At 72.8% G+C, this 24,214-nt stretch carries 21 protein-coding genes; 12 read left to right on the forward strand and 9 right to left on the reverse strand.

Annotated elements, in window-relative coordinates:
- From nth to RIM90_RS12425, 3 genes are all read left to right on the forward strand, one after another.
- Positions 1 to 853: endonuclease III (gene nth, locus RIM90_RS12415; RefSeq protein ID WP_309060716.1), on the forward strand; the 853-nt coding region annotated here is incomplete at its 5' end.
- A 118-nt stretch (positions 854 to 971) separates the two neighbouring features.
- Positions 972 to 1,667, forward strand: coding sequence for a CoA pyrophosphatase (locus RIM90_RS12420; RefSeq protein ID WP_309060742.1), 696 nt, complete (start codon positions 972 to 974; stop codon positions 1,665 to 1,667).
- A 117-nt stretch (positions 1,668 to 1,784) separates the two neighbouring features.
- Complete coding sequence (locus tag RIM90_RS12425) at positions 1,785 to 2,984, forward strand: MarP family serine protease (protein ID WP_309060717.1); 1,200 nt, start codon at positions 1,785 to 1,787, stop codon at positions 2,982 to 2,984.
- A 63-nt stretch (positions 2,985 to 3,047) separates the two neighbouring features.
- Here RIM90_RS12425 and RIM90_RS12430 read toward each other — a convergent pair whose 3' ends face one another.
- From RIM90_RS12430 to RIM90_RS12455, 6 genes are all read right to left on the reverse strand, one after another.
- A complete protein-coding gene (locus tag RIM90_RS12430) occupies positions 3,048 to 3,230 on the reverse strand; it encodes a hypothetical protein (RefSeq protein ID WP_159534959.1) in 183 nt (60 codons plus the stop codon).
- A 172-nt stretch (positions 3,231 to 3,402) separates the two neighbouring features.
- Positions 3,403 to 4,368, reverse strand: a complete 966-nt coding sequence (locus RIM90_RS12435; protein WP_309060718.1) for an alpha/beta hydrolase — start codon at positions 4,366 to 4,368, stop codon at positions 3,403 to 3,405.
- The gene (locus RIM90_RS12440) at positions 4,365 to 4,853 is read right to left on the reverse strand and encodes a phage holin family protein (protein WP_309060719.1); all 489 of its coding nucleotides are present in this window, start codon (positions 4,851 to 4,853) and stop codon (positions 4,365 to 4,367) included. The genes RIM90_RS12435 and RIM90_RS12440 overlap by 4 nt, the downstream gene beginning before the upstream one ends.
- A gap of 140 nt (positions 4,854 to 4,993) precedes the next feature.
- Positions 4,994 to 6,436, reverse strand: a complete 1,443-nt coding sequence (gene nhaA, locus RIM90_RS12445) for a Na+/H+ antiporter NhaA (RefSeq protein ID WP_309060720.1) — start codon at positions 6,434 to 6,436, stop codon at positions 4,994 to 4,996.
- Positions 6,437 to 6,666: 230 nt separating this feature from the next.
- Positions 6,667 to 8,622 (reverse strand): acetate--CoA ligase, encoded by a 1,956-nt coding sequence (gene acs, locus RIM90_RS12450; RefSeq protein ID WP_309060721.1) that lies wholly within the window; start codon positions 8,620 to 8,622, stop codon positions 6,667 to 6,669.
- Between the two features lie 207 nt (positions 8,623 to 8,829).
- The gene (locus RIM90_RS12455; RefSeq protein WP_309060722.1) at positions 8,830 to 11,235 is read right to left on the reverse strand and encodes a SulP family inorganic anion transporter; all 2,406 of its coding nucleotides are present in this window, start codon (positions 11,233 to 11,235) and stop codon (positions 8,830 to 8,832) included.
- A gap of 329 nt (positions 11,236 to 11,564) precedes the next feature.
- Here RIM90_RS12455 and RIM90_RS12460 point away from each other — a divergent pair, with 329 nt between their 5' ends.
- Positions 11,565 to 12,836: a hypothetical protein gene (locus tag RIM90_RS12460; RefSeq protein ID WP_309060723.1), complete on the forward strand. Its 1,272-nt coding sequence runs from the start codon at positions 11,565 to 11,567 to the stop codon at positions 12,834 to 12,836.
- Between the two features lie 3 nt (positions 12,837 to 12,839).
- On the opposite strand, the gene RIM90_RS12465 is transcribed toward RIM90_RS12460, so the two are convergent.
- Positions 12,840 to 13,820 (reverse strand): ATP-binding protein, encoded by a 981-nt coding sequence (locus RIM90_RS12465; protein WP_309060724.1) that lies wholly within the window; start codon positions 13,818 to 13,820, stop codon positions 12,840 to 12,842.
- A gap of 101 nt (positions 13,821 to 13,921) precedes the next feature.
- Here RIM90_RS12465 and RIM90_RS12470 point away from each other — a divergent pair, with 101 nt between their 5' ends.
- On the forward strand, positions 13,922 to 14,785 hold the full coding sequence (locus RIM90_RS12470) for an oxidoreductase (RefSeq protein WP_309060725.1): 864 nt from the start codon (positions 13,922 to 13,924) through the stop codon (positions 14,783 to 14,785).
- Positions 14,786 to 15,208: 423 nt separating this feature from the next.
- Here the strand turns inward: RIM90_RS12470 and RIM90_RS12475 are convergent, their stop codons facing one another.
- A complete protein-coding gene (locus tag RIM90_RS12475) occupies positions 15,209 to 16,042 on the reverse strand; it encodes an HAD-IB family hydrolase (RefSeq protein WP_309060726.1) in 834 nt (277 codons plus the stop codon).
- A 580-nt stretch (positions 16,043 to 16,622) separates the two neighbouring features.
- Between RIM90_RS12475 and ssd the strand changes: the two genes are divergently transcribed.
- The 7 genes from ssd to RIM90_RS12510 all read left to right on the forward strand — a co-directional run bounded on the left by ssd (position 16,623) and on the right by RIM90_RS12510 (position 21,791).
- Positions 16,623 to 17,729 (forward strand): septum site-determining protein Ssd, encoded by a 1,107-nt coding sequence (ssd, locus tag RIM90_RS12480; RefSeq protein WP_309060727.1) that lies wholly within the window; start codon positions 16,623 to 16,625, stop codon positions 17,727 to 17,729.
- Positions 17,726 to 18,937: a TadA family conjugal transfer-associated ATPase gene (locus RIM90_RS12485; RefSeq protein WP_309060728.1), complete on the forward strand. Its 1,212-nt coding sequence runs from the start codon at positions 17,726 to 17,728 to the stop codon at positions 18,935 to 18,937. Before ssd ends, RIM90_RS12485 begins: the two co-directional genes overlap by 4 nt.
- A 26-nt stretch (positions 18,938 to 18,963) precedes the next feature.
- On the forward strand, positions 18,964 to 19,833 hold the full coding sequence (locus RIM90_RS12490; protein ID WP_375165434.1) for a type II secretion system F family protein: 870 nt from the start codon (positions 18,964 to 18,966) through the stop codon (positions 19,831 to 19,833).
- Positions 19,830 to 20,627, forward strand: coding sequence for a type II secretion system F family protein (locus tag RIM90_RS12495; RefSeq protein ID WP_309060730.1), 798 nt, complete (start codon positions 19,830 to 19,832; stop codon positions 20,625 to 20,627). The genes RIM90_RS12490 and RIM90_RS12495 overlap by 4 nt, the downstream gene beginning before the upstream one ends.
- 108 nt (positions 20,628 to 20,735) lie before the next feature.
- A complete protein-coding gene (locus RIM90_RS12500) occupies positions 20,736 to 20,945 on the forward strand; it encodes a DUF4244 domain-containing protein (RefSeq protein ID WP_309060743.1) in 210 nt (69 codons plus the stop codon).
- The gene (locus tag RIM90_RS12505) at positions 20,932 to 21,297 is read left to right on the forward strand and encodes a TadE family type IV pilus minor pilin (RefSeq protein ID WP_309060731.1); all 366 of its coding nucleotides are present in this window, start codon (positions 20,932 to 20,934) and stop codon (positions 21,295 to 21,297) included. Before RIM90_RS12500 ends, RIM90_RS12505 begins: the two co-directional genes overlap by 14 nt.
- Before the next feature lie 170 nt (positions 21,298 to 21,467).
- Positions 21,468 to 21,791: an Rv3654c family TadE-like protein gene (locus tag RIM90_RS12510; RefSeq protein ID WP_309060744.1), complete on the forward strand. Its 324-nt coding sequence runs from the start codon at positions 21,468 to 21,470 to the stop codon at positions 21,789 to 21,791.
- On the opposite strand, the gene RIM90_RS12515 is transcribed toward RIM90_RS12510, so the two are convergent.
- The gene (locus tag RIM90_RS12515; protein ID WP_309060732.1) at positions 21,724 to 24,210 is read right to left on the reverse strand and encodes a DEAD/DEAH box helicase; all 2,487 of its coding nucleotides are present in this window, start codon (positions 24,208 to 24,210) and stop codon (positions 21,724 to 21,726) included. The genes RIM90_RS12510 and RIM90_RS12515 overlap by 68 nt on opposite strands.
- Positions 24,211 to 24,214: the final 4 nt, after the last annotated feature.

Genomic DNA, 24,214 nt, shown 5'->3' on the forward strand with positions numbered 1-24,214 from the left:
GAAGCCCCCCGTCGCAGCCGAGAAGGCCGCCGTCGCCGTGAAGGACGCCCCGGTGAAGACCGTCGTCAAGCAGGCCAAGGGCGAGTCGCGCACCGCGCTCGTCCGCCGCGCGCGCCGCATCAACCGTGAGCTCGCCGAGGTGTACCCGTACGCGCACCCCGAGCTGGACTTCGAGAACCCCTTCCAGCTCCTCGTCGCCACGGTGCTCTCGGCCCAGACCACCGACCTGCGCGTCAACCAGACGACCCCCGCACTCTTCGCGAAGTACCCCACCCCCGAGGACCTGGCCGCCGCCAACCCCGAGGAGGTGGAGGAGATCCTGCGCCCGTGCGGCTTCTTCCGCGCCAAGACCCGCTCGGTGATGGGGCTCTCCAAGGCGCTCACGGAGGACTACGGCGGCGAGGTGCCGGGCCGGCTCGAGGATCTCGTGAAGCTGCCCGGCGTCGGCCGCAAGACCGCCTTCGTCGTGCTCGGCAACGCCTTCGGCCGGCCCGGCATCACCGTGGACACGCACTTCCAGCGCCTGGTCCGCCGCTGGCGCTGGACCGAGGAGACCGACCCCGACAAGATCGAGGCCGCGGTCGGCGCGCTGTTCCCCAAGAGCGACTGGACCGACCTCTCGCACCACGTGATCTGGCACGGCCGCCGCATCTGCCACGCCCGCAAGCCCGCCTGCGGCGCCTGCCCCATCGCCTCGCTCTGCCCGGCGTACGGCGAGGGCGAGACGGACCCGGAGAAGGCGGGGAAACTGCTGAAGTACGAGAAGGGGGGCCTCCCGGGCCAGCGCCTGAAGCCGCCGCAGGCCTACCTGGACGCGGGCGGCCGGCCGGCCCCGCCGCTGAGGGCCGGATGACGGGGCGGCGCACGCGGCCGTGGCGGTCCGCGGAACGATCTCGGGGACGCCGGGCGTTGGGCCCGTGGGACGTGGTGTGCGACGGGACGTGGGACGGGACAGGACGGCAGGGGTGGCGATGACGCGTGCGAGCAATACCCAGGGCGGCCGGGTGACGCTCGACAAGGAGGGTCTGCCCGTCTGGCTGGACCCGGTGGTCCACGCGGCGGAGACGGTCGCGCCGAGGCAGCTGAGCCGCTTCCTGCCCCCGGAGGACGGCGCGGGGCGCCAGTCCGCCGTCCTCGTCCTGTTCGGCGAGGGCGAGCGCGGCCCCGAGCTGCTGCTCATGGAGCGGGCGAGCTCGCTGCGCTCGCACGCCGGCCAGCCGTCCTTCCCCGGCGGCGCCCTCGACCCCGAGGACGGCGACCCGCAGGGCGAGGGGCCGCTGCGGGCCGCCCTGCGCGAGGCGGAGGAGGAGACCGGGCTCGACCCGTCCGGTGTCCAGCTCTTCGGTGTCCTGCCGAAGCTCTACATCCCGGTCAGCGGCTTCGTCGTCACCCCCGTGCTGGGCTGGTGGCGCGTGCCCAGCCCGGTCGGTGTCGTGGACCCGAAGGAGACCGCCCGGGTCTTCACGGTCCCCGTGGCGGATCTCGCCCATCCGGACAACCGTGCGACCGCGGTCCATCCCCGGGGCCATCGAGGCCCGGCGTTCCTGGTCGAATCGGCCCTGGTGTGGGGCTTCACGGCCGGGGTCATCGACCGGCTGCTGCATTTCGCCGGGTGGGAGCGGCCCTGGGACCGCGACCGGCAGGTCCCGCTGGACTGGCAGGCGTGACAGGGTGGGCGCCGTGCCGTGCGCTCCGGGGGCCGGTGACGGCGGCGGTTTGCGCCGTACGCCCCCGGACTCCGGCCGAGCGGGAGCGACCGGAATGACGAGGCGAGGCGTGAAGCGGTGAACGTGCTGGACATCCTGTTGCTGGTCGCCGCCGTCTGGTTCGCGGTCGTCGGTTACCGGCAGGGGTTCGTCGTCGGCATCCTGTCGGTGATCGGGTTCCTGGGCGGCGGTCTCGCCGCCGTGTACGCGCTGCCCGTCATCTGGGACGTCCTGACGGACAACTCCGAGGTCGGCACGGCCGCCGCCGTCGTCGCGGTCGTCGTGGTCATCGTCTGCGCCTCCGTCGGCCAGGCCCTGACCACCCACCTCGGCAACAAACTGCGCCGCTACATCACCTGGTCCCCGGCCCGCGCGCTGGACGCCACCGGCGGCGCCCTGGTCAACGTCGTCGCCATGCTCCTGGTCGCCTGGCTGATCGGCTCGGCCCTCGCCGGCACGACGCTGCCGACGCTCGGCAGGGAGGTCCGCGGCTCCAAGGTGCTGCTCGGGGTCTCCCGGGCGCTGCCCGCCCGGGCCGACACCTGGTTCGCCGACTTCTCCTCCGTCCTCGCGCAGAACGGCTTCCCGCAGGTCTTCAGCCCGTTCGCCAACGAGCCGATCACCGACGTCCGGCCCCCGGACCCGGCCCTCGCGAACAGCGCCGTGGCCGCCCGCGCCCAGCGCTCCATCGTCAAGGTCACGGGCACCGCCACCGGCTGCGGCAAGGTCCTGGAGGGCACCGGCTTCGTCTTCGACGACCGCCGCGTGATGACCAACGCGCACGTCGTGGGCGGTGTCGACGAGCCGGTCGTGCAGGTGGGCGGTGAGGGCAGGAAGTACGACGCGACGGTCGTCCTCTACGACTGGAGGCGCGACATCGCCGTCCTCGACGTACCCGACCTGAAGGCGCCCGCGCTGCGCTTCACCACCGAGGACGCGAGCAGCGGCGACGGCGCGATCGTCGCCGGTTTCCCGGAGAACGGGGCGTACGACGTCCGTCCCGCGCGCGTGCGGGGGCGCATCACGGCCAACGGCCCGGACATCTACCACCGGGACACGGTCCGCCGTGACGTGTACTCCCTGTACGCGACTGTCCGTCAGGGCAACTCCGGCGGCCCGCTGCTGACTCCCGAGGGCAGGGTCTACGGCGTGATCTTCGCGAAGTCCCTGGACGACGCGGAGACCGGGTACGCCCTCACCGTGGACGAGATCCAGGAGGACATCGCCAAGGGCCGCACCGCCAACCGGCAGGTGGACAGCGACAGCTGTGCGCTCTAGGAACGCCGGGAACGCCCGTGGCCGGACGGTCGGCGGACGCCGGCCGCTCGAGCGGACGCCCGGTCAGCCGCGCGGATGACGCAGACGTACCGAGACCCACCGGGCCCGGCGGCGGAGGATGCGCGGAATTCCCACCCTGAGGTCCGTACCTGCCATCTGCGGTGCACCGCCTCGCTGGTGGGAACCCATACCGCCCGCCGAGCGGCGAGTACGGCTTGCGTCACTGTAGTCGTGCGTCCAGCCCATACCCCGACGTCTGCCCCCGCCCCATGGTCGATAACCGCCTCACGGGACCCCAATTGGCCTATGCGCCGGGCAAGTGGCCGTGTGCGGGACGGGTGTTCGGGCGTGCGCGCCGGGACGGCACCGGCGGCCACACAGGGCGAGGGCACGGGCGGTACCGGGAGCGTCCGTTCGCTCACCGATCCGGTTCGGGATCCTTCAGCCAGTTGATCAGTTCGGTCGAGAAGGCGACCGGGTCCTCCTCGTGCGGGAAGTGCCCGAGCCCGTCGAACAGCCGCCAGCGGTACGGCGCTTCGACGTACTCCCCGGACCCGGCGGCGCTGCGCGTGCGCACCACGGGGTCCAGCGAGCCGTGCAGATGCAGCGTCGGCACCCGCACCGGCCGCTTCATCCGGCGGTTGAACTGGATGCCGTCCGGGCGGGCCAGGGAGCGCACCATCCAGCGGTACGGCTCGATCGAGCAGTGCGCCGTGGACGGGATGCACATGGCCCGCCGGTAGGCGGCCAGCGCCTCCTCGTCCGGCGGCCGCGGCCCGGACCAGTCCCGGATGAGCTCGGCCACCAGTGCCCCGTCGTCCGCGGTGAGCCGGCGCTCCGGGATCCAGGGCCGCTGGAATCCCCAGATGTGCGACATGGCGGCCGTCTGCCGGGCGTCGGAGAGCATCGCCGACCGCCAGCGCCGGGGATGCGGCATGGAAGCGACCGCCAGCCGCCGTACGAGCTTGGGGCGCATCGCCGCCGCCGTCCACGCCAGGTATCCGCCCAGGTCGTGGCCGACGAGCGCGGCGTCCGGCTCGCCGAGGGAGCGGACCACCCCGGTGATGTCCAGCGCGAGGTTGGCCGGGTCGTAACCGCGCGGTGTGCGGTCGCTGCCGCCGACGCCCCGCAGGTCCATGGCGACGGCCCGGAACCCGGCGTCGGCGAGCGCCGTCAACTGGTGCCGCCAGGTCCACCAGAACTGCGGGAAGCCGTGCAGCAGCAGGACCAGCGGTCCCTCGCCCAGTTCCGCGATGTGGAAGCGGGCGCCGTTGGCGGCGACGTCCCGGTGGGTCACCTCGGCGCCGCCGGGGATGCCGAGGCGTACGGCCGAGCCGGGCTGCGCCGAAGGGGATGGTCCCGGAGGAATGGAGGAGCCCGTCATGAGGACGAGCGTGCCACAGCCTCGAGGGCCGGGGGGACCCGGTCTTCCGGCAGTTCGGGACGCGGATGCGGCTTGGCCTTCTGCAGTACGCCCGCCGTCTCCTTCACCGAGGCGGCGACCTTCTGCGGTCCCCGGCCCTTCTTGGCCTTCTTCGCGAAGGCGACGCCGATCAGCGCGAGGACCAGCGCGATCAGGACGTTCGCCGCGAAGGAGAGCAGGAAGCAGAGCGCGAGGTTCCAGTCGCTCCAGGTGCGGATGCCGTAGGCCAGCGCGAAGTTCAGCATCGGCAGGGAGAACAGGAGCAGCACGCCGGCCGCCATGAACGCGCCGCCGCTGGTCGCCCCCCGCTTGACGTCCTGCTTGAGCTGCGCCTTCGCCAGCGCGATCTCGTCGTGCACCAGCGCCGACATGTCCGCCGTCGCCGAGGCGAACAGCTGGCCGATGCTGCGTTCGGCGCCGACCGGGCTGCCGTCGGGTGCGCTCATCGCGGTCTCCCTCTTCTGCGTACTTCTGCGTGCCTGCGCGTACGGTTCAGTCTGCCGTCCGACGGTCCGTGCAGGACCGCTTGCCTCCGCCTGCCTCCGTCCGGCCGGCGCGGTCCTGTCTTTTGTACCGTCTCGTCAGATCATGCCGGACCGTCGTGGTCCTCGCCCGTCCTGCCCGGCACTTCGGCAAGCCCGTCCCGCTCGGCGGCCTTCTCCCGGGCGAGTCGCCGGTGCTCGGCGGCCTTGCGCTCGTGGATCTCCGCCATGCGCAGGTGGTACGCCGGGTCGTCCTGTTCGTAGATGTCCGGGACCTGGTTGAGGTCCTCGTCGCGCTCCTCCTCCTCGGTCAGCCTGCGGTACTTCGCGTTCCGTATCTTCAGCAGCACCGCCGCGAGGGCGGTGGCGATCAGCGAGCCGACCAGCACGGCGGCCTTGACGCTGTCGGTCATGGCCGCGTTGCCCTCGAAGGCGAGTTCGCCGATGAGCAGCGAGACGGTGAAGCCGATCCCGGCGAGGGTCGCCACGGCGAACACGTCCGCCCAGGCGAGGTCGTCACTGAGCGAGGCCCGGGTGAAACGGGCCGTCAGCCAGGTACCGCCGAAGATGCCGAGCGTCTTGCCGACGACGAGCCCGAGCACGACACCGAGCGTCTCGGGCTGGGTGAACACGTCCGCGAGCGCGCCGCCGGAGACGGTCACACCCGCGCTGAACAGGGCGAACAACGGGACCGCGAGGCCCGCCGAGAGCGGCCGGACGAGGTGCTCGATGTGCTCGCCGGGGGAGTGCTCCTCGCCCTCGCGACGGTGGCAGCGCAGCATCAGGCCCATGGCCACACCGGCGATGGTGGCGTGGATGCCGCTGTTGTACATCAGCCCCCACACGACGAGCGCGAGCGGGATGTACACGTACCAGCCGCGGACGCCCTTGCGCAGCAGCAGCCAGAAGACGGCCAGGCCCGCGACCGCGCCGCCGAGCGCGGCGAAGTTCAGGTCGTCGGTGAAGAAGACCGCGATGATCAGGATCGCGAACAGGTCGTCGACGACGGCGAGGGTGAGCAGGAAGGCGCGCAGCGCGCTCGGCAGGGAGGTGCCGATGACGGCGAGCACGGCGAGGGCGAAGGCGATGTCGGTGGCGGTGGGCACGGCCCAGCCGGCCAGCGAGCCGCCGCCGGCGACGTTGGTGAAGGTGTAGACGAGCGCCGGGACGGCCATGCCGCACAGGGCCGCGACCACCGGCAGCGCGGCCGCCTTGGGGTCCCTGAGATCACCGGCGACGAGTTCGCGTTTGAGCTCGATCCCGGCGACGAAGAAGAAGATCGCGAGCAGTCCGTCGGCCGCCCAGTGCGCCACGGACAGATCCAGGCCGAGGGCCCCGATGCCGAAGTGGAAGTGGCTGACGCTCTCGTAGCTGTCGTGCAGCGCGGGCACGTTCGCCCAGACCAGCGCGGTGACGGCGGCGAGGAGGAGCAGGACGCCGCCGACGGTCTCGGTGCGCAGCGCGTCCGTGACGAACGTCCGCTCGGGCAGGGAGAGGCGTCCGAAAACCTTGCGGGGGTCGGGGGAGGGGGTGCGGGGCGCGGTCACAGGTGGATCCTCTGGTTGTCGGGGCAGCACGAAACGCGTGCCGACCAGACTTCCCGGCGCTCCATGAGGCAGATTTTATCTTTAGCCTATCTAACGTGCTCCTGGGGCGCACCAGGAGCACTCCCGGTCGCGTCCCACCGGCACACCACACGGGGCACCCGGCGTGTGCCGAGTGCCCCGTCGGACGGTGGTCAGACGCGTGATCGGTTCGGTGACCGTCCCGTGCCCGCTCAGTCCTCGCTGGGCGCCTGGGGCAGCTTGGCCTGGATCAGGTCCATCACCGTGGAGTCGGTGAGCGTGGTGACGTCACCGAGCTGGCGGTTCTCCGCCACGTCCCGCAGCAGGCGGCGCATGATCTTGCCGGAGCGGGTCTTCGGCAGCTCGGCCACCGGCAGGATCCGCTTGGGCTTGGCGATCGGGCCGAGCGTGGCGCCCACGTGGCTCCGCAGCTCGCCGACGAGGTCCTCGGTCTCCGCCGCCGTACCGCGCAGGATCACGAAGGCGACGATCGCCTGGCCGGTCGTCTCGTCCGCGGCGCCGACCACGGCCGCCTCGGCGACCGAGGGGTGGGAGACCAGCGCGGACTCGACCTCGGTGGTGGAGATGTTGTGCCCGGACACGAGCATCACGTCGTCGACCCGGCCGAGCAGCCAGATGTCGCCGTCGTCGTCCTTCTTGGCGCCGTCACCCGCGAAGTACTTGCCCTCGAACCGCGACCAGTAGGTGTCGATGAACCGCTGGTCGTCGCCCCAGATGGTGCGCAGCATCGACGGCCACGGCTCGGTGAGCACCAGGTAGCCACCGCCGCCGTCGGGCACCTCGTTCGCCTCGTCGTCGACGACGGTCGCGGAGATGCCGGGCAGCGGGGTCTGGGCGGAGCCCGGCTTGGCGGCGGTCACACCGGGCAGCGGCGAGATCATGATGCCGCCGGTCTCGGTCTGCCACCAGGTGTCCACCACCGGGGTGCGGTCCGCGCCGATGTTCTTGCGGTACCAGATCCACGCCTCGGGGTTGATCGGCTCACCGACGGAGCCCAGCACCCGCAGCGAGGACAGGTCGAACTTCGCGGGGATGTCGTCGCCCCACTTCATGAACGTCCGGATCGCGGTGGGCGCCGTGTAGAGGATCGTCACGCCGTACTTCTGCACGATCTCCCAGAAGCGGCCCTGGTGCGGGGTGTCCGGCGTGCCCTCGTACATGACCTGGGTGGCGCCGTTGGCGAGCGGGCCGTAGACGATGTACGAGTGCCCGGTGACCCAGCCGACGTCGGCCGTGCACCAGTACACGTCGGTCTCCGGCTTGAGGTCGAAGACGGCCCAGTGCGTGTACGCCGTCTGGGTGAGGTAGCCGCCGGAGGTGTGCAGGATGCCCTTCGGCTTACCCGTCGTGCCCGAGGTGTAGAGGATGAACAGCGGGTGTTCGGCCTCGAACGCCTCCGGGGTGTGCTCGGCGCTCTGCCGCTCGACCAGGTCGTGCCACCACACGTCGCGGCCCTCGGTCCAGGCGACGTCCTGGCCGGTGCGGCGGACGACGAGGACGTGCTCGACGTTCTCCACGCGTCCGACGGCCTCGTCCACGGCCGGCTTCAGCGCGGAGGGCTTGCCGCGCCGGTAGCCGCCGTCGGCGGTGATGACGACCTTGGCGTCGGCGTCCTGGATGCGGGTCGCGAGCGCGTCCGCGGAGAAGCCGCCGAAGACGACGGAGTGCGCGGCACCGATGCGGGCGCAGGCCAGCATCGCGATCGCCGTCTCCGGGATCATCGGCATGTAGACGGCGACCCGGTCGCCCTTCTGGACCCCCAGCTCGAGCAGGGCGTTGGCGGCCTTGGAGACCTCGTCCTTGAGCTGGGCGTAGGTGAGGGAGCGGCTGTCGCCCGGCTCGCCCTCGAAGTGGATGGCGACCCGGTCGCCGTGACCGGCCTCCACGTGCCGGTCGACGCAGTTGTAGGCGACGTTGAGCTCGCCGTCCTTGAACCACTTGGCGAACGGCGGGTTCGACCAGTCGAGGGTCTCCGTGGGCTCCTTGGCCCAGGTCAGCCGACGGGCCTGCTCGGCCCAGAAGCCGAGCCTGTCAGCCTTGGCCTGTTCATACGCCTCTGCCGTGACGTTGGCGTTCGCGGCCAGGTCGGCGGGGGGAGTGAAGCGACGCTCCTCCTTCAGAAGGTTGGCCAGGCTTTCATTGCTCACGGCATCTGCCTTTCCCGGGGTGTCCGTTGTGTCCCAGGCCACAGCTCATCAGACCTGGGGGTGCGCTGACAAGGGTCGACGGCAAAATGGTTTAGACCTGTTGAGCGAAGGGGTGTTGGGATCGCCGTCGTCCTGGTCACCCGTTCCCACGGCCCCCGGAGCAAGCCGGTTCAAGGGGTGTAACGCCTCTCACACCGGACGGGCCCCTCACACCGCCAGGTCCACCGCTCGCACCCGGTCGAACACCCCCTCCCCGTCCCGCTCCGTGAGGAGATACGCCTGCGCCTCGCCCACGTGGAAGTAGAGCCCGTGCAGCTCCAGGGTCCCGTTCCTCAGGGCCCGGGCCACCGATGGGTGGGCGCGCAGATGCTCCAGCTGCTGGACCACGTTCGTCAGGCACAGCTGCTCGACCGCGTCGGTGGGCGCCCGTCCGGTCAGTCGCGCCCAGGACCTGCTCGCGTCGCCCATGCGGTCCAGGCTCGGCAGTCCGTGCCGCAGCCACCGTCTCAGCGGTGTGTCGACGCCGCCCGGCGCCGAGTCGAGCAGTGCCTGCATCGCACCGCACCCCGAGTGGCCGCACACGGTGATCGACCGCACTGCCAGCACCTCCACGGCGTACTCGATGGCGGCCGCCACCGAGTCGTCGCCGCTCTCCTCGCCGGGGGGCGGCACGAGGTTGCCGACGTTGCGCACCACGAACAGGTCCCCCGGACCGCTGGACGTGATCATCGAGGTGACCAGCCGGGAGTCGGCACAGGTCAGGAACAGCTGCGTGGGCCGCTGTCCCTCGCGCGCCAGCCGGGCCAGTTCGCCGCGCACCAGGGGAGCGGTGTCGCGCTGGAACGCGCTGATGCCCCGCACCAGTTCGCGCCCGCCGGTGCCGGACGGCTCCGGCTCGCCTTCGCCGGGCGCGCTCGGCCGTCCGTCGCCGCCCGCCACGGGCTGCGGGCGTTCGCACTGGTGGTTGCGCCAGGCCGTCCAGGGGCGGCAGCGGCAGCCGGCGCCGGACGCGCGGGCCTTCTCGGTCCCGTCCGCCGGGCGGTGGCCGGTGAGGGCCTCGGGCTCGGCGATCCGGACCCCGGCACGGCGGCCGGTGATCTCCACGGTGCCGCCCCGCGCGATGTGCGTGCTCTGCCAGTCCTGCAGCGTCTCGTACGCCGCGTGGTCCATGAACGACCCGTCCAGCGCCACCACGGCATCGGCCCCGTGGGGGACGAGATGCAGGGCGCGGCTGAGTCGCGGCACCGCGAGGAACGTCAACTGGCCTCGGACGTGGACGTGGTGGACTCCCTCCTTCTCCTCGTGCGTGATACGGGTGCGGGTGAGGCGGTGCAGGGCCACGCCGACGGCCACGGCGATGCCCAGCGCCACGCCCTCCAGGACGCCGAGGGACACCACGCCGAGGGTGGTCACGGCGTAGACCAGGACTTCCCGGTGACGGGTCACCGTGCGGATGTGGTGCAGGGACACCATCTGGATGCCGACGGCCATCACCAGGGCGGCGAGCGAGGCGAGCGGGATGAGCTCCAGGAGCGGGACCATCAGCAGCGCGGCGATCACTACGAAAACGCCGTGCAGCATCGTGGAGTTCCGGCTCACGGCACCCGCGCGCACATTCGCGGAACTGCGGACGGCCACTCCGGCCACGGGCAGTCCGCCGAGGGAGCCGGAGACGATGTTGGCCGCGCCCTGTCCGAGCAGTTCGCGGTCCAGGTCGGACCGCCCGACGCGGGCGGGACCGGGGCGGCCGGACACCAGCTTGTCCACGGCGACCGCGCCGAGCAGCGACTGCACGCTGCACACCAGCGTCGTCGTGAGCACGGCGGCGGCGAGGCCGAGCACCGGACCGTCGGGCAGCCCGGCCAGGGCGTGGTTGCGCCAGGACGGCAGGTCCACCTTGGGCAGGAGGAGGCCGGCCGCGGCGGCCACCGCGGTGGCTCCGGCGACGGCGACGAGCGCGGCCGGGACCGTGCGGGCAACCCGTCCGGCCCGGCCGGGCAGCCGGGGCCAGAGCAGCAGCAGCGCCAGCGTCAGCACGCTCACCGACAGGGCCGCGGGGTGCAGGTTCGCCAACTGGGCGGGGAGCGCGCGGAGATTGTCGGGGACGGAACTCTGCGGGGTGCCGCCGAGGACGATGTGCAGCTGGGCGACGGCGATGGTGACGCCGATGCCGGCGAGCATGCCGTGCACGATCGCGGGGCTGACGGCGAGCGCGCCGCGCGCCACCCGCAGACAGCCCAGGCCGAGCTGGGCGAGCCCGGCCAGGACGGTGATGGCGCAGGTCGTCCGCCAGCCGTAGCGCTGGATGAGGTCGGCGGTGACGACGGTGAGCCCGGCGGCCGGGCCGCTGACCTGGAGCGGCGAGCCGCCGAGGCGCCCGGCGACGAGTCCGCCCACTGCGGCGGCGACCAGTCCGGCCTGGAGTGGCGCGCCGGTGGCGAGGGCGATGCCGAGGGACAGGGGAAGGGCGATCAGGAAGACCGCGATCGAGGCCGAAAGATCGGCGCCCGCGATGCGGAAGCGCCGTGGCCCGGTCGGCGGTGGGCTGTGGGGCGGATGGGCGCGCTCGGTCCGATCCGAGTCGGCGGCACGGGCGGGAACGCAGGCTGACATGGTCTCCCGTCTCCTCCGGGTCTGCGCGGTGCGGAAGGGGTGGGTCCCGCGCGGCGGCGGGGGGTCGCGGCCGCGGGGCACGGCGTGAAGCAGTGGGATTCATCAACAATCAGTAAACGGATCGTAATTCAGAGTAAAGGGCGGGCATAGACTTTCCGGGCAAATGGGCTAATCAATCATTCTCGCGAGGGAAGCGGGCATTTCATCGGCTTGTCGTACTTATTCCTTCTCAGTTCCGTGCGACGTTGGCGGCGCTGTCGGCCCGGACCGGCACAGCACCAGACATCGCCCCATCGAGGTCGGCCCGAGAGAAGGAAGAAGGTGGGCGGATGGCCGCCACCCACAGGATCGCCGCGGGCGCCGTGGTCGCCGCGGTGTGCGTCGTCTCGCTCGCCGGCTGCGGGGCCGGCGCCGACGGCACCGACGAGCAGGAGAGGGGTCAGGAGAAGGCCAAGCCGGCTCCCGCGCCGAAGAACGTCGTCCGGCTGATCGGCGACGGCTCCACCGCGTACACCGGGGCGCAGCCGCACCTGCCCCGGCCCGAGCGGTTGAAGCCGGGCGAGAAGCCCCCGCAGTTCGTCGTCTTCTCCTGGGACGGGGCGGGCGAGGACAGCCAGAAGCTCTTCTCCCACTTCCGCAAGGTCGCCAAGGAGAACAACGCGACCATGACGTACTTCCTGAGCGGCGTGTACCTGCTCCCGGAGGAGAAACGCGACCTGTACCGCCCGCCGCAGCACTCCCCGGGCCGCTCCGACATCGGCTTCAACGACCGGCAGGGCATCGCCGACACCGTGAAGCAGCTGCGCCTGGCCTGGCTGGAGGGCAACGAGATCGGCACCCACTTCAACGGGCACTTCTGCGGCAGCGGCGGCGGGGTCGGCGAGTGGTCGGTGGCGGAGTGGAAGGACGAGATCGCCCAGGCCAAGCGTTTCGTGAAGACCTGGAAGACCAACACCGGCATGAAGAACGCGGCCCCGCTGCCCTTCGACTACGACAAGGAGCTCATCGGCGCCCGCACCCCGTGCCTGGAGGGGCGGAAGAACTTCATGAAGGCCGCCCGCGACCTGGGCTTCCGCTATGACACCAGCGGCGTCAACAACCAGGTGTGGCCGAAGAAGAAGCACGGCCTGTGGGACCTGTCGATGCAGCTCGTGCCCTTTCCCGGGCACTCCTTCGAGCAGCTCACCATGGACTACAACTTCATGGTCAACCAGTCCGGCACCACCACCCAGGGCGACCCGGCCAAGCACGAGCTGTGGGGCGACCAGATGCGGGACGGCCTGCTCCAGGGCTTCGAGCGGGCCTACCGCGGCAACCGCGCGCCCCTGATCATCGGCAACCACTTCGAGTCCTGGAACGGCGGCACCTACATGCGCGCCGTCGAGGAGGTCGTCGAGGCGGTGTGCACCAGGTCCGAGGTGCGCTGCGTCTCCTTCCGGCAGCTGGTGGACTGGCTGGACGCCCAGGATCCGAAGACGCTGGCGAAGCTGCGCACCCTGGGCGTCGGCGAGGCCCCGGAGCAGGGCTGGAAGTCCTTCCTGTCCGCCGCCCCCGCCCCGGCCCCCAAGGGCGTGCCCGGGGCACCGGCGGCGAAGCGGTGAGTCTCAGGCGGTCGCCGTGACGCTCTCGTCGAGCACGAAGCCGGGGTCGACCTGCGCCGCGAGGTCGGTCCCGGTGCGCTCGTTGCCCCACGACCGGGCGTTCTTCAGGTGGAAGTGCACCATCTGGCGGGTGTAGCGCTCCCGGTCGCGCAGCCGGTACGTCGCGTCGGCGGCCGTGTGCAGCAGGCGCAGGGCGTGGCGGTTCGGCTCCTCCAGGAGTGCGAAGCGGGGCGGCCGGCCCTTCTCCATGGCCCGGACCCAGTCCGAGTGCCCCACCGTCACCAGCAGGTCGTCCCCGACCTCCGCGCGGAGGAAGCCGAGGTCGTCCGGCCCCTGCACCTTGTTGCCGACGACCTTCAGGGTGACGCCGAAGTCGCGGGCGTACTCCTTGTACTGGCGGTAGACGGAGACCCCCTTCCGGGTCGGCTCGGCCACGAGGAACGTGATGTCGAAGCGGGTGAACATGCCGGAGGCGAAGGAGTCCGAGCCGGCCGTCATGTCCACCACGACGTACTCACCGGGGCCGTCCACCAGGTGGTTCAGGCACAGCTCCACCGCTCCGGTCTTGGAGTGGTAGCAGGCGACCCCCAGGTCGGCGTCCGTGAAGGGGCCGGTGACCATCAAACGGACGGTCCCCTCGTCGAGTTCCACCGGCCGTGCGCAGGCGTCGTAGACCGGGTTGTCCTCGCACACCCGCAGCAGCCGGGAGCCCGCACCGGGCGGCGTCGTCTTGATCATCGTCTCGGCGGACGCGATGCGCGGGTTGGTGCCGCGCAGGTAGTCCTTGATCAGCGGCAGGTGCTCGCCCATCGCGGGCAGCGCGGCCGCCTCCGCCTCGTCGAGGCCCAGCGCGGCTCCCAGGTGCTGGTTGATGTCGGCGTCGACCGCGACGACCGGGGCACCCTCGGCCGCGAGGTGACGGACGAACAAGGAGGACAGGGTCGTCTTTCCGCTGCCGCCCTTCCCCACGAAAGCAACTTTCATGTTCACTAAAGGTAGTTGAGTTGTGACGGTGTGTGGCAGCCGGGCGTGAAGAAGACCACTCCATCGTGGAGCCGGCGCCGGGGGTGCGTAGTGTCGTACTCATGAGTACGACTGGCGCGACCGCCGATCCTCCCCCGAGCTCCCGGGAGAACGCGAGCAAGGGTGACCCCCTCGCGGCCCTGGGCTCCCTGCCTGGAGTGGCCGACTCCGTGGAGTCCGTGCGCAAGGCCGTGGACCGGGTCTACGGACACCGGGTCATGCGGCGGCGGAGCAACGAGATCACCTCCGAGGCGGCGTTGCGCGGCGCCCGCGGCTCGGCGGCGCTCTCGGGCGCGGACTGGGCCCTGGAGGAGGTGCGCCGGCGCAGCGACTTCGGTGGCGACGCCGAAGCGCGCACGATGGGCGCGGCCCTGCGTCTGACCGCCGAGGCGGGCCAGCTGCTGTCCATCTGGCGGCAGTCGCCCCTGAGGGTGCTGGCCAGGCTGCACCTGGTGGCGGCGGCCGACAAGGCCGAGGAGGTCGGGCGGCCCCGGAAGGAGGGCGAGGCGGTCGACGAGCCCCTGATCGGGCTCGGGCTGCCGAGCGCGGCGGAGGCGCACGGCCGGCTGGAAGGGCTGTCCGAGCTGATCATCGCGGGCGGTTCCGCCCCGGCGCTGGTGACGGCCGCCGTCGTCCACGGCGAGCTCCTCGCTCTGCGCCCCTTCGTCTCCCACAACGGCCTGGTCGCACGGACCGCCGAACGGATCGTCCTGATCGGCAGTGGCCTCGACCCGAAGGCGGTCTGCCCGGCCGAGGTCGGACACGCCGAACTGGGGCGCGACGCCTATCTGGCGGCGCTGGAGGGCTATGTGTCCGGCACGCCGGAGGGTGTGGCCGCCTGGATCGTCCACTGCGGGCGCGCGATCGAGCTCGGGGCGCGCGAGTCGACGGCGGTGTGCGAGGCGCTCCAGCGCGGGGCGGCGTGACGCGCGCGCGTGGTGTGAGGGCGGGAGAAGGGGAAGGGTCACGCGAAGGGGCCGTGCAGAGATGCGGCGGTACGAGGACTCGTACCGCCGCTGGCATGTCCACCGGGGTACCAAGCGTCCTCGATATGTGCCCATCAGGTCGGGACTTTGCCCGTCACCTGGTGCGGCTGGCCCGTAATCGACGGGTCGACGTCGCGTGGGTGCCCGGTGTCCATGCTCGGTCCGTGGGGCCAGAATGCGTTCTGAAGGTGATCCTCTCGGATGTCCTTGGTCTCGCGGGCCGTTGAGTCCTTTGTACTCCAGGAGTGAAGCGAGCGGAAGTCCTGGCCCTGCTTCTTTACTTTTGGCTTCAAAGACGTACGAAACGGGCGCCGATACGTGCGGCGGCGGCCGGCCACGCGCGGAGCGTCTGCCGTGACGCGGTCAGGCCGCTGACGCGCGGCGCCGGCTGGTGTACCAGACGAGGCCCGCGGTGGCCGCCGCGGCCCCTATGGCGGCTGCCGCGACCAGGGCGGGGCGCGGCGGCACGGAGAACGCCGGGAAGCGCTGCTTGAGCCGGACGGGCCGGTGGAAGTCCAGGATCGGCCACGCGCGCGCGAGGGCCTCCCGGCGCAGCGCGCGGTCGGGGTTCACGGCGTGCGGGTGGCCCACGGACTCCAGCATCGGCACATCGGTCACCGAATCGCTGTAGGCGTAGCAACGGGCCAGGTCGTAGCCCTCGGACTCGGCCAGTTCCCTGATCGCCTCGGCCTTCGTCGGGCCGTACGCGTAGTACTCCACCTCGCCGGTGAAACACCCGTCGTCGCCCACGACCATGCGGGTGGCCACGACCCGGTCGGCGCCGAGCAGTTCGCCGATCGGCTCGACGACCTCGGCGCCGGAGGTGGACACGATCACGACGTCGCGGCCCGCGGTGTGGTGCTCCTCGATCAGGGTGGCGGCCTCGTCGTAGATGATCGGGTCGATCAGGTCGTGCAGCGTCTCGGCGACGATCTCCCTGACCTGCTGGACGTTCCAGCCGCGGCACAGCGCGGACAGGTACTTGCGCATCCGCTCCATCTGGTCGTGGTCGGCGCCGCCGGCCAGGAAGACGAACTGGGCGTATGCGGTACGCAGGACCGCTCTGCGGTTGATCAGGCCGCCTTGGTAGAACGACTTGCTGAACGTGAGCGTGCTCGACTTCGCAATGACCGTCTTGTCCAGGTCAAAGAAGGCGGCTGTGCGGGGCGACGAGTGGTTTTCCACGCCCTTGAGCATAGGGGCAGCCCATTCGGCGTAAGGTGGGTGTGTGGGTTTGCCTGAGAGGCCTCTCGGGTACACCATGGAAGTCACGGATCGTTCGCGACCGTGCTAACCCGGTCCGACTCCTCCCCCCCCGAGTCGGCCGTGGAGACGACCCCCGCTCTCCCCCCCGGCGGGGGTCGTCGCATGTCCGGGTGGGTTTTCCACACTCTTCCCCGCGGCCGGGTGCCGTTCCGGTGCCGCGGGCGGGAAGTGATTGTCATGGGCATGAGATGTAACTGTGGGTAGCCGTAGGATTGCTCTGCGGGATTCCCGCGGGAGATGTGCGGGGTTCACCGGTATGGGTGACGGCGATATTCACAACGGTCGAGGTATCCACGGTTTTCGACCAAGATCCACGCGATTTTCCCGATCGCTGCACCGTGATTCCAACGCGACCCGCTCGCCGCGAGTTCACGCCCGGTTTGTCGTTTGTCGGGTCGCGTATGGCCGGTTTCCGTCTGCCTTCCCCGGACAGATCGCTCGCCGGCTCATCACACGTCGGGAATCGCGGGGCCGCAGGGGCTGCGCGAGAGATGCAGCAAAGGGGACGAACATGGCCGGAACCGTCACGCGCGATCCGCTGCCCGCCGCCGGAGGAGGCCGCCAGGGCGCACCGCTGATCGTCACCGAGGACGCCGGACTCCTCGACGACCTGCTGCGCCTGTGCGCGGCGGCCGGCGCCACACCGGAGGTCCATCACGGGGTGCCGGAGCCGAAAAGCGGCTGGGAGGCCGCGCCGCTCGTCCTCGTCGGTGACGACGCCGCACGGCGCGTGCGCGGGGCCCCGCGGCGACGAGGAGTGGTGCTGATCGGCCGCGACCAGGACGATCCCGGGGTCTGGCGGCGGGCCGTCGAGATCGGCGCCGACCACGTGCTGATGCTGCCCGACGGCGAGCAGTGGCTGGTGGACCGCATCGCCGACGTGGCGGAGGGCGTCGGACGGCCCGCCCTGACGGTCGGCGTCATCGGCGGCCGGGGCGGGGCGGGAGCGTCCACGCTCGCGTGCGCGCTCGCCGTCACCTCCGCGCGGGAGGGACTGCGCACACTCCTCGTGGACGCGGATCCGCTGGGCGGCGGACTCGACGTGGTCCTCGGCGGCGAGACGGCCGAGGGACTGCGCTGGCCCGCGTTCGCCGCCTCGCGCGGGCGGGTCGGCGGCGGTGCCCTGGAGGAGTCGCTGCCCGAACTGCACTCCCTGCGGGTGCTCAGCTGGGACCGCGGCGACTGCGTCGCCGTACCGCCCCAGGCCGTACGCGCGGTGCTCGCCGCGGCGCGGCGCGGGGGCGGCACGGTCGTGGTCGACCTGCCGCGCCGCGTCGACGACGGGGTCGCCGAGGTCCTCGCCCAGCTCGACCTCGGGCTCCTCGTGGTCCCCGCGGAACTGCGCGCCGTCGCGGCGGCGGGGCGCGTCGCCTCCGCCGTGGGCATGGTCCTGCGCGACCTGCGGGTGGCGGTCCGCGGGCCGTACGCGCCCGGCCTGGACGACCGTGAGGTGGCCCGGCTGCTCGGACTGCCCCTGGCAGGAGACGTGCCCGTCGAACCCGCCCTGCAGCGCCCGCACGGGACGGGGCAACCGCCCGGGGCGTCGGGCCGGGGTCCCCTGGCCCGCTTCTGCAAGGAGTTCTGGGAGCGGGCGCTGGTGGAGGCGAGGGCGGCATGAGGAGGCCGGCGGTGACCGGAGCGGGGATGCCGCCCGGTCTGCTCGACGGAGTGCGGAGGTGGCTGGCCGAGAGCGGGGCCGAGCCGACGCCCGCACGGGTGGCGCAGGCGCTGCGGGACCAGGGGCGGGTGCTCGGGGACGCCGAAGTGCTGGGAGCGGCGGAGCAGTTGCGCTCCGAACTGGTCGGCAGCGGGCCGCTGGAACGGCTCCTCGCCGACGCGTCGGTGACGGACGTGCTGGTGTCCGCGCCGGACCGGGTCTGGGTGGACCGGGGCGGAGGGCTGGAGCTCACCGACGTCTCCTTCCCCGACGCGGTGGCCGTCCGGCGGCTCGCACAGCGGCTGGCCGCCGTCGCCGGCCGGCGCCTGGACGACGCCCGGCCCTGGGTCGACGCGCGCCTCCCCGACGGGACACGGCTGCACGCGGTGCTGCCCCCGGTGGCCGTCGGCTGTGCCTGCCTCTCGCTGCGGGTGGTGCGGCCCCGCGCCTTCACGCTCGATGAGCTGGTGGCGGCCGGGACGGTGCCGCCGGGCGGGGACCGCGTGCTGCGGGCACTGCTGGACGCCCGGTTGTCGTTCCTCGTCAGCGGGGGCACCGGCAGCGGCAAGACGACCCTTCTGAGTGCCCTGCTGGGGCTGGTCGGGCCGGACGAGCGGATCGTGCTGGCCGAGGACTCGGCGGAACTGCGGCCCGATCACCCGCACGTCGTGCGCCTGGAGACCAGACCCGCCAACCAGGAGGGCGCCGGGCTCGTCACCCTCGAGGACCTGGTGCGGCAGGCGCTGCGGATGCGGCCGGACCGGCTGGTCGTGGGCGAGGTGCGCGGCTCGGAGGTGGTCCATCTGCTGGCCGCCCTCAATACGGGGCACGAAGGCGGTTCCGGCACTGTCCACGCCAACGCCGCCGCCGACGTACCGGCCCGGCTGGAGGCGCTCGGTACGGCCGCCGGACTCGACCGGCTCGCGCTGCACAGCCAGCTGGCGGCGGCCCTCTCGGTGGTGCTGCACCTCGTACGCGACCGGGCCGGGCGGCGGCGGATCGCGGAGGTGCACGTGCTGGAACGGGACCCGTCGGGACTGGTGCGGACGGTGCCGGCGCTGCGGTGGGGCCCGGAGGCCTTCGCGTACGAGCGGGGGTGGGAGCGGCTGCGGGGGCTGCTCCGGACCACGGACCGCGGCCGCGGACCACGAGAGGGGGCCGGGGGATGAACGGGGCGATCGGGATGACGGCCGGGATGAGCACCGGGATGTCGACGGGCGTGGCCGCGGCGTGCCTGGGGGCCGCGGCCTGGCTGCTGGCCGGTGGGCGGTCCGGGGCCCGGCGGGCGCGGTTGCTGCTGGCCGACGGGGCAGCGGCCGGGAGCGGGCCACCGGGACGGCCCCGCGTGGCCCGCGAGTGGCAGCGGGTCCGTGAGCGGTTGCACGCGGAGTGGTGGTCGCCTGCCGCCGGGGTGGTGCTGGCGGTGCTGGGTTCGTCGGTGCTGCCCGTCGTCGCGGGGGCGGCCGGGGTGCCGCTGCTGCGGCGTGTGCGGCTGGCCGCCCGGGAGCGCCGGGTGCGCGAGGGCCGGGGGGACGCGGTGATCGCGCTGTGCGGCGCGCTCGCCGGGGAGGTGCGTGCGGGCCGGCAGCCGGGAGCGGCACTGCTGTCGGCCGCGCGGGACTCCGGCGGGCTCGGGGACGCACAGGCCGCCGTGCTGGCGGCGGCGCGCTTCGGCGGGGACGTTCCGGAGGCGCTCGCGGCGGCGGCGGGACAGCCGGGCGCCGGGGGGCTGCGAGGACTCGCCGCGTGCTGGCGGGTGGCGGTGGACCAGGGTGCCGGGCTCGCGGACGGACTGGACCGGCTGGAAGCGGCACTGCGGGCCGAACGCGACCAGCGTGCCGACCTGCGCGCCCAGTTGGCCGGTGCCCGTGCCACGGCGGTGATGCTCGCCGGACTCCCGGCGGTGGGGCTCGCGCTCGGCACCGCCCTCGGCGCCGACCCGCTGCGCATCCTGCTGCACACACCGTCCGGGCTGGGCTGTCTGGCGGTCGGCGGGGTGCTGGAGGGACTGGGGCTGTGGTGGGCGCTGCGGATCATGCGGGGCGCCGAGGAGGTGGCGGGATGAACGGGGACGTCGTCCACGGGCTGGGGGCAGTGGCGGGGACGGTGTCGGCGCTGGCGTGGCTGGTGCGGTGGTGGGACCGGACGCGACGCGGGCGGAGGGCACGGCGGCGGCTGGCCGGGATGCTGGCCCTGGAGCCGGCGGTGGCCGCCCCGCGCCTCACGGTGCCGGGCACCGCGCGGAACTGGCTGCCGCACGCGTGTGTGGCGTGTGCCGGATGGGCACTGGTGGGCGGCCCTACCGGAGTCGCTGTGGGGCTGATCGCCGCGGCCGGACTGTGGCGGTGGCGCCGGCGGCGGACGGCGGACGGCCCGCGCACACGCGAACGGGAGCGCCTCGCGGCCGAGGCGGCGCGTCGGCTTCCCCTCGCTGCCGACCTGTTGTCCGCCTGCATCGCGGCGGGCGCCGGCCCGGTGACGGCCGCCCAAGCCGTCGGAGACGCCCTGGGCGGACCGGTCGGGGAGGCGCTGGCGCGGGGCGCGGCGGAGGTACGGCTCGGTGGTGAGCCGGGTGCGGCATGGCAGCGGCTGGCTTCGGTGCCGGGCGCCGTGGCCCTGGCCCGGCTGCTGGAACGGGCCGACGTGTCCGGGCTCCCCCTGTCCACCCCCGTGGCCCGGCTCGCCGCCGAGGCCCGCGCGGAGTGGGCCCGCGCGGCGACGGCGCGGGCCCGGCGGGCGGCCGTCATGGTCAGCGCGCCGGTGGGCCTGTGCTTCCTGCCCGCGTTCGTCGCGGTCGGCGTGCTGCCCGTGGTGATCGGGCTCGCGGGCGGGGTGCTGGGAGGGGGTGGTGCCGGCTGACGGGCGGTGACCGGACGGGCGGCCGGTGAGCGGGCCGCGCAGACGAGTGGTGTTTCACGTGGTGCTTCACGTGATGTTCCGACAGGACCTTTCCTCATGGGGGTTGAGATGTATCAGGCGGTACGGGCACGGCTGCGTGCCCTGGTGTGCAAGGTGCGTGCGGTACGGAGGGACGCGGGAATGGTGACCTCCGAGTACGCGATGGGCATCGTGGCGGCGGTGGCGTTCGCCGTGGTGCTCTACAAGGTGGTCACGAGCGGGCCGGTCAGCACGGCACTGCGCAACATCGTGCAGCAGGCACTCGATGGCCGGATGTGAGCGGGGCCGCGACCGGGGGTTCGTGACGGCGGAGTCGGCCATGGTGCTGCCCGTGCTGGTGATGTTCGCGACGGCGCTGGTCTACGGGCTGCTGGTGGTGGCGGCACAGATCCAGTGCGTGGACGCGGCGCGCACGGGCGCTCGCGCGGCGGCCCGGCAGGACCCGCCCGGCGCGGTCGTCGAGGTGACCCGCGAGGCGGCACCGCCCGGCGCGAGGGTCACGGTGAGCAGGGAGGCCGGGCGCGTCCGGGTGGTCGTCGTGGCCAGGCCCCCGCTGCTGAACGGGCTGCCCTTCGACGTACGGGAGGAGGCCGTGGCGGCGGTGGAGGAGACGGCGGGGGAGGAGCCATGAGACCCGGACACCGGGTGCGAGGGCCCGGGGCCGGCCGGTGTCCCGGGCGAGGGCCCCGGTGCGGCCGGTCCGGGCGAGGGCCCGGCCCGGACCCCGATCACCGGTCCGGCCGGACCCCCGACCGGGGCTCCGCCGACCGGGGATCCGCGACCGTCTGGAGTGTCGGGGCGATCGCCGTGCTGTGTGTCGTCTTCGGTGCCGTCCTGGCTCTCGGGCACGCGGTGGTGGTCCGGCACCGCGCGGCCGGGGGCGCGGACCTCGCGGCGCTCGCGGCGGCGGACCACTGGACGCGGGGCGGTACGGCCGCCTGTGCCCGGGCGGACCGGGTGGCCCGGGCACAGGGAACGCGGCTCGTGCGGTGCGTGGTCGTCGGCGAGGTCTCGGACGTGTCGGTGGCGTCGGGCCGGGGCCCGTTCACGGCGGAGGTCAGGGCGCGGGCGGGGCCTGCGGGCCCGGCGGAATCCCCGGCGGCGCCCCCTCCAGCAGCACCGTGAGCAGCCGTACCGCGCCCCGTTTGTGCAGGGGGTCGTTGCCGTTGCCGCACTTGGGGGACTGGATGCAGGACGGACAGCCGGCCTCGCACTCGCAGGAGGCGATGGCCTGGCGGGTGGCGGTGAGCCAGGCGCGGGCGGTGTGGAAGGCGCGTTCCGCGAAGCCCGCGCCGCCCGGGTGGCCGTCGTAGACGAAGACGGTGGGCAGCAGGGTGTCGGGGTGGAGGGGGACCGAGACGCCGCCGATGTCCCAGCGGTCGCAGGTCGCGAAGAGCGGCAGCATGCCGATCGACGCGTGCTCGGCGGCGTGCAGGGCACCGCCGAGGATCTCCGGATTGATCCGGGCCCGGTCCAGCTGGTCCTCGGTGACCGTCCACCACACCGCGCGGGTGCGCAGCGTACGAGGAGGGAGGTCGAGCTTCGTCTCGCCCAGCACCTCACCGGTCATGACACGCCGACGCAGGAAGGAGACCACCTGGTTGGTGACCTCGACGGAGCCGTAGCACAGGCGGCCGTCGCCCCACGGGATCTCGGTGTCCGTCTCCAGCACGGAGATCGACGTCGTGTCACGGGCGACCGTCGTGTACGTCGGGTTCGCCCGCTCGACCAGGGCGACGGAGTCCTCCAGGTCGAGGGACCGGACGAGATACGTGCGGCCCTGGTGCAGGTGGACCGCGCCTTCGTGGACGCTCGTGTGGGCGGCGCCCGCGTCGACCGTGCCGAGCAGCCTGCCGGTACCGGCCTCGACGACCTGGACCGGCCGGCCGCCCTCCCCGCGGATGTCGGTGAGGTCGGCGGCCCGCTCCCGGCGGGTCCAGTGCCAGGCCCTGGTCCGGCGGCGGAGCAGCTTCGCGGCCTCCAGTTGCGGGAGGAGTTCCCCGGTGGCGGGGCCGAACAGGTCGAGGTCCTCGTCCGTCAGGGGCAGTTCCTCGGCCGCCGCGCACAGGTGCGGGGCGAGCACGTAGGGGTTGTCGGGGTCGAGGACGGTGGACTCCACCGGTTGGTCGAACAGGGCCTCGGGGTGGTGGACGAGGAAGGTGTCCAGCGGGTCGTCGCGGGCGACCAGGACGGCGAGGGCGCCCTGCCCGGACCGTCCCGCGCGGCCGGCCTGCTGCCACAGGGAAGCCCGGGTGCCCGGGTATCCGGCGATCACCACGGCGTCCAGGCCGGAGATGTCCACGCCGAGCTCCAGCGCGTTGGTCGCGGCCAGGCCGAGGAGCTCGCCGGAGTGCAGGGCCCGTTCCAGGGCGCGGCGCTCCTCGGGGAGATAGCCGCCCCGGTACGCCGCGACACGCCGGACGAGGGAACGGTCGACCTCGGCGAGGCGTTCCTGGGCGATCACGGAGATCAGCTCGGCGCCGCGCCGGGAGCGTACGAAGGTGACCGAGCGGATGCCCTGCACGGTGAGGTCGGTCAGCAGGTCGGCGGCCTCGGCGGTGGCGGTACGGCGGACGGGTGCGCCCTTCTCGCCGTGCAGCTCGGTCAGCGGCGGCTCCCAGAGGGCGAACACCAGTTCACCGCGCGGTGAGGCGTCGTCGGCGACCTCGGCCACCGGCAGGCCGGTGAGGCGGCGGGCGGCGACCGCGGGCTCGGCGGCGGTCGCGGAGGCCAGCAGGAACACCGGCGAGGCCCCGTAACGGGCGCACAGGCGCCGCAGCCGGCGCAGCACCTGGGCGACGTGCGAGCCGAAGACGCCCCGGTAGGTGTGGCACTCGTCGATGACGACGTACTTCAGCGACTTGAGGAAGGAGGACCAGCGGGGGTGGGACGGCAGGATGCCCCGGTGCAGCATGTCCGGGTTGGTCAGCACGTAATTGGCGTACTGGCGGATCCACTCGCGTTCCTCGAACGGCGTGTCGCCGTCGTAGACCGCCGCACGCACCGAATGGCCCAGAGGGTGTGAAAGTTCCTTCACGGACCGGCACTGGTCCGCCGCGAGGGCCTTGGTGGGCGCGAGGTAGAGGGCGGTCGTGCCGCGGCCGTTCGAGGCCTCGGCACCGTCCAGGAGCGCCGACAGAACCGGTGCGAGATACGCCAGGGACTTGCCGGAGGCCGTGCCGGTGGCGATCACGACCGACTCGCCGTCCAGGGCGTGCTCGGCGGCGCGTGCCTGGTGGGCCCAGGGGTGGTCGATGCCCGCGGCCTGCACGGCGGCGACGACCTCCGCGCGGATCCGGTCCGGCCAGACGGCATGGCGACCCGCGCGCGGGGGCAAGTGCTCCGTATGAGTAATGCGCGAAGCCCGGCTCGGTCCGGACGCGAGCCGGTCCAGGACCGTGCCCGGTGCGGGCCTGGACGCGGTGTCCGTCGGGGGTCGATCGGATCGGTGATTCTTGGCCATCGGCACCGAGTGTGTCACTGGCGTGACGGACAATGGGGCCAAGGCGTCGTGCACGCCTGCCGGTAAGTGATTGAATGCCATCGCG

The sequence above is a fragment of the Streptomyces sp. genome (assembly GCF_031181555.1).
Classification (GTDB): Bacteria; Actinomycetota; Actinomycetes; order Streptomycetales; family Streptomycetaceae; genus Streptomyces; species Streptomyces fimbriatus.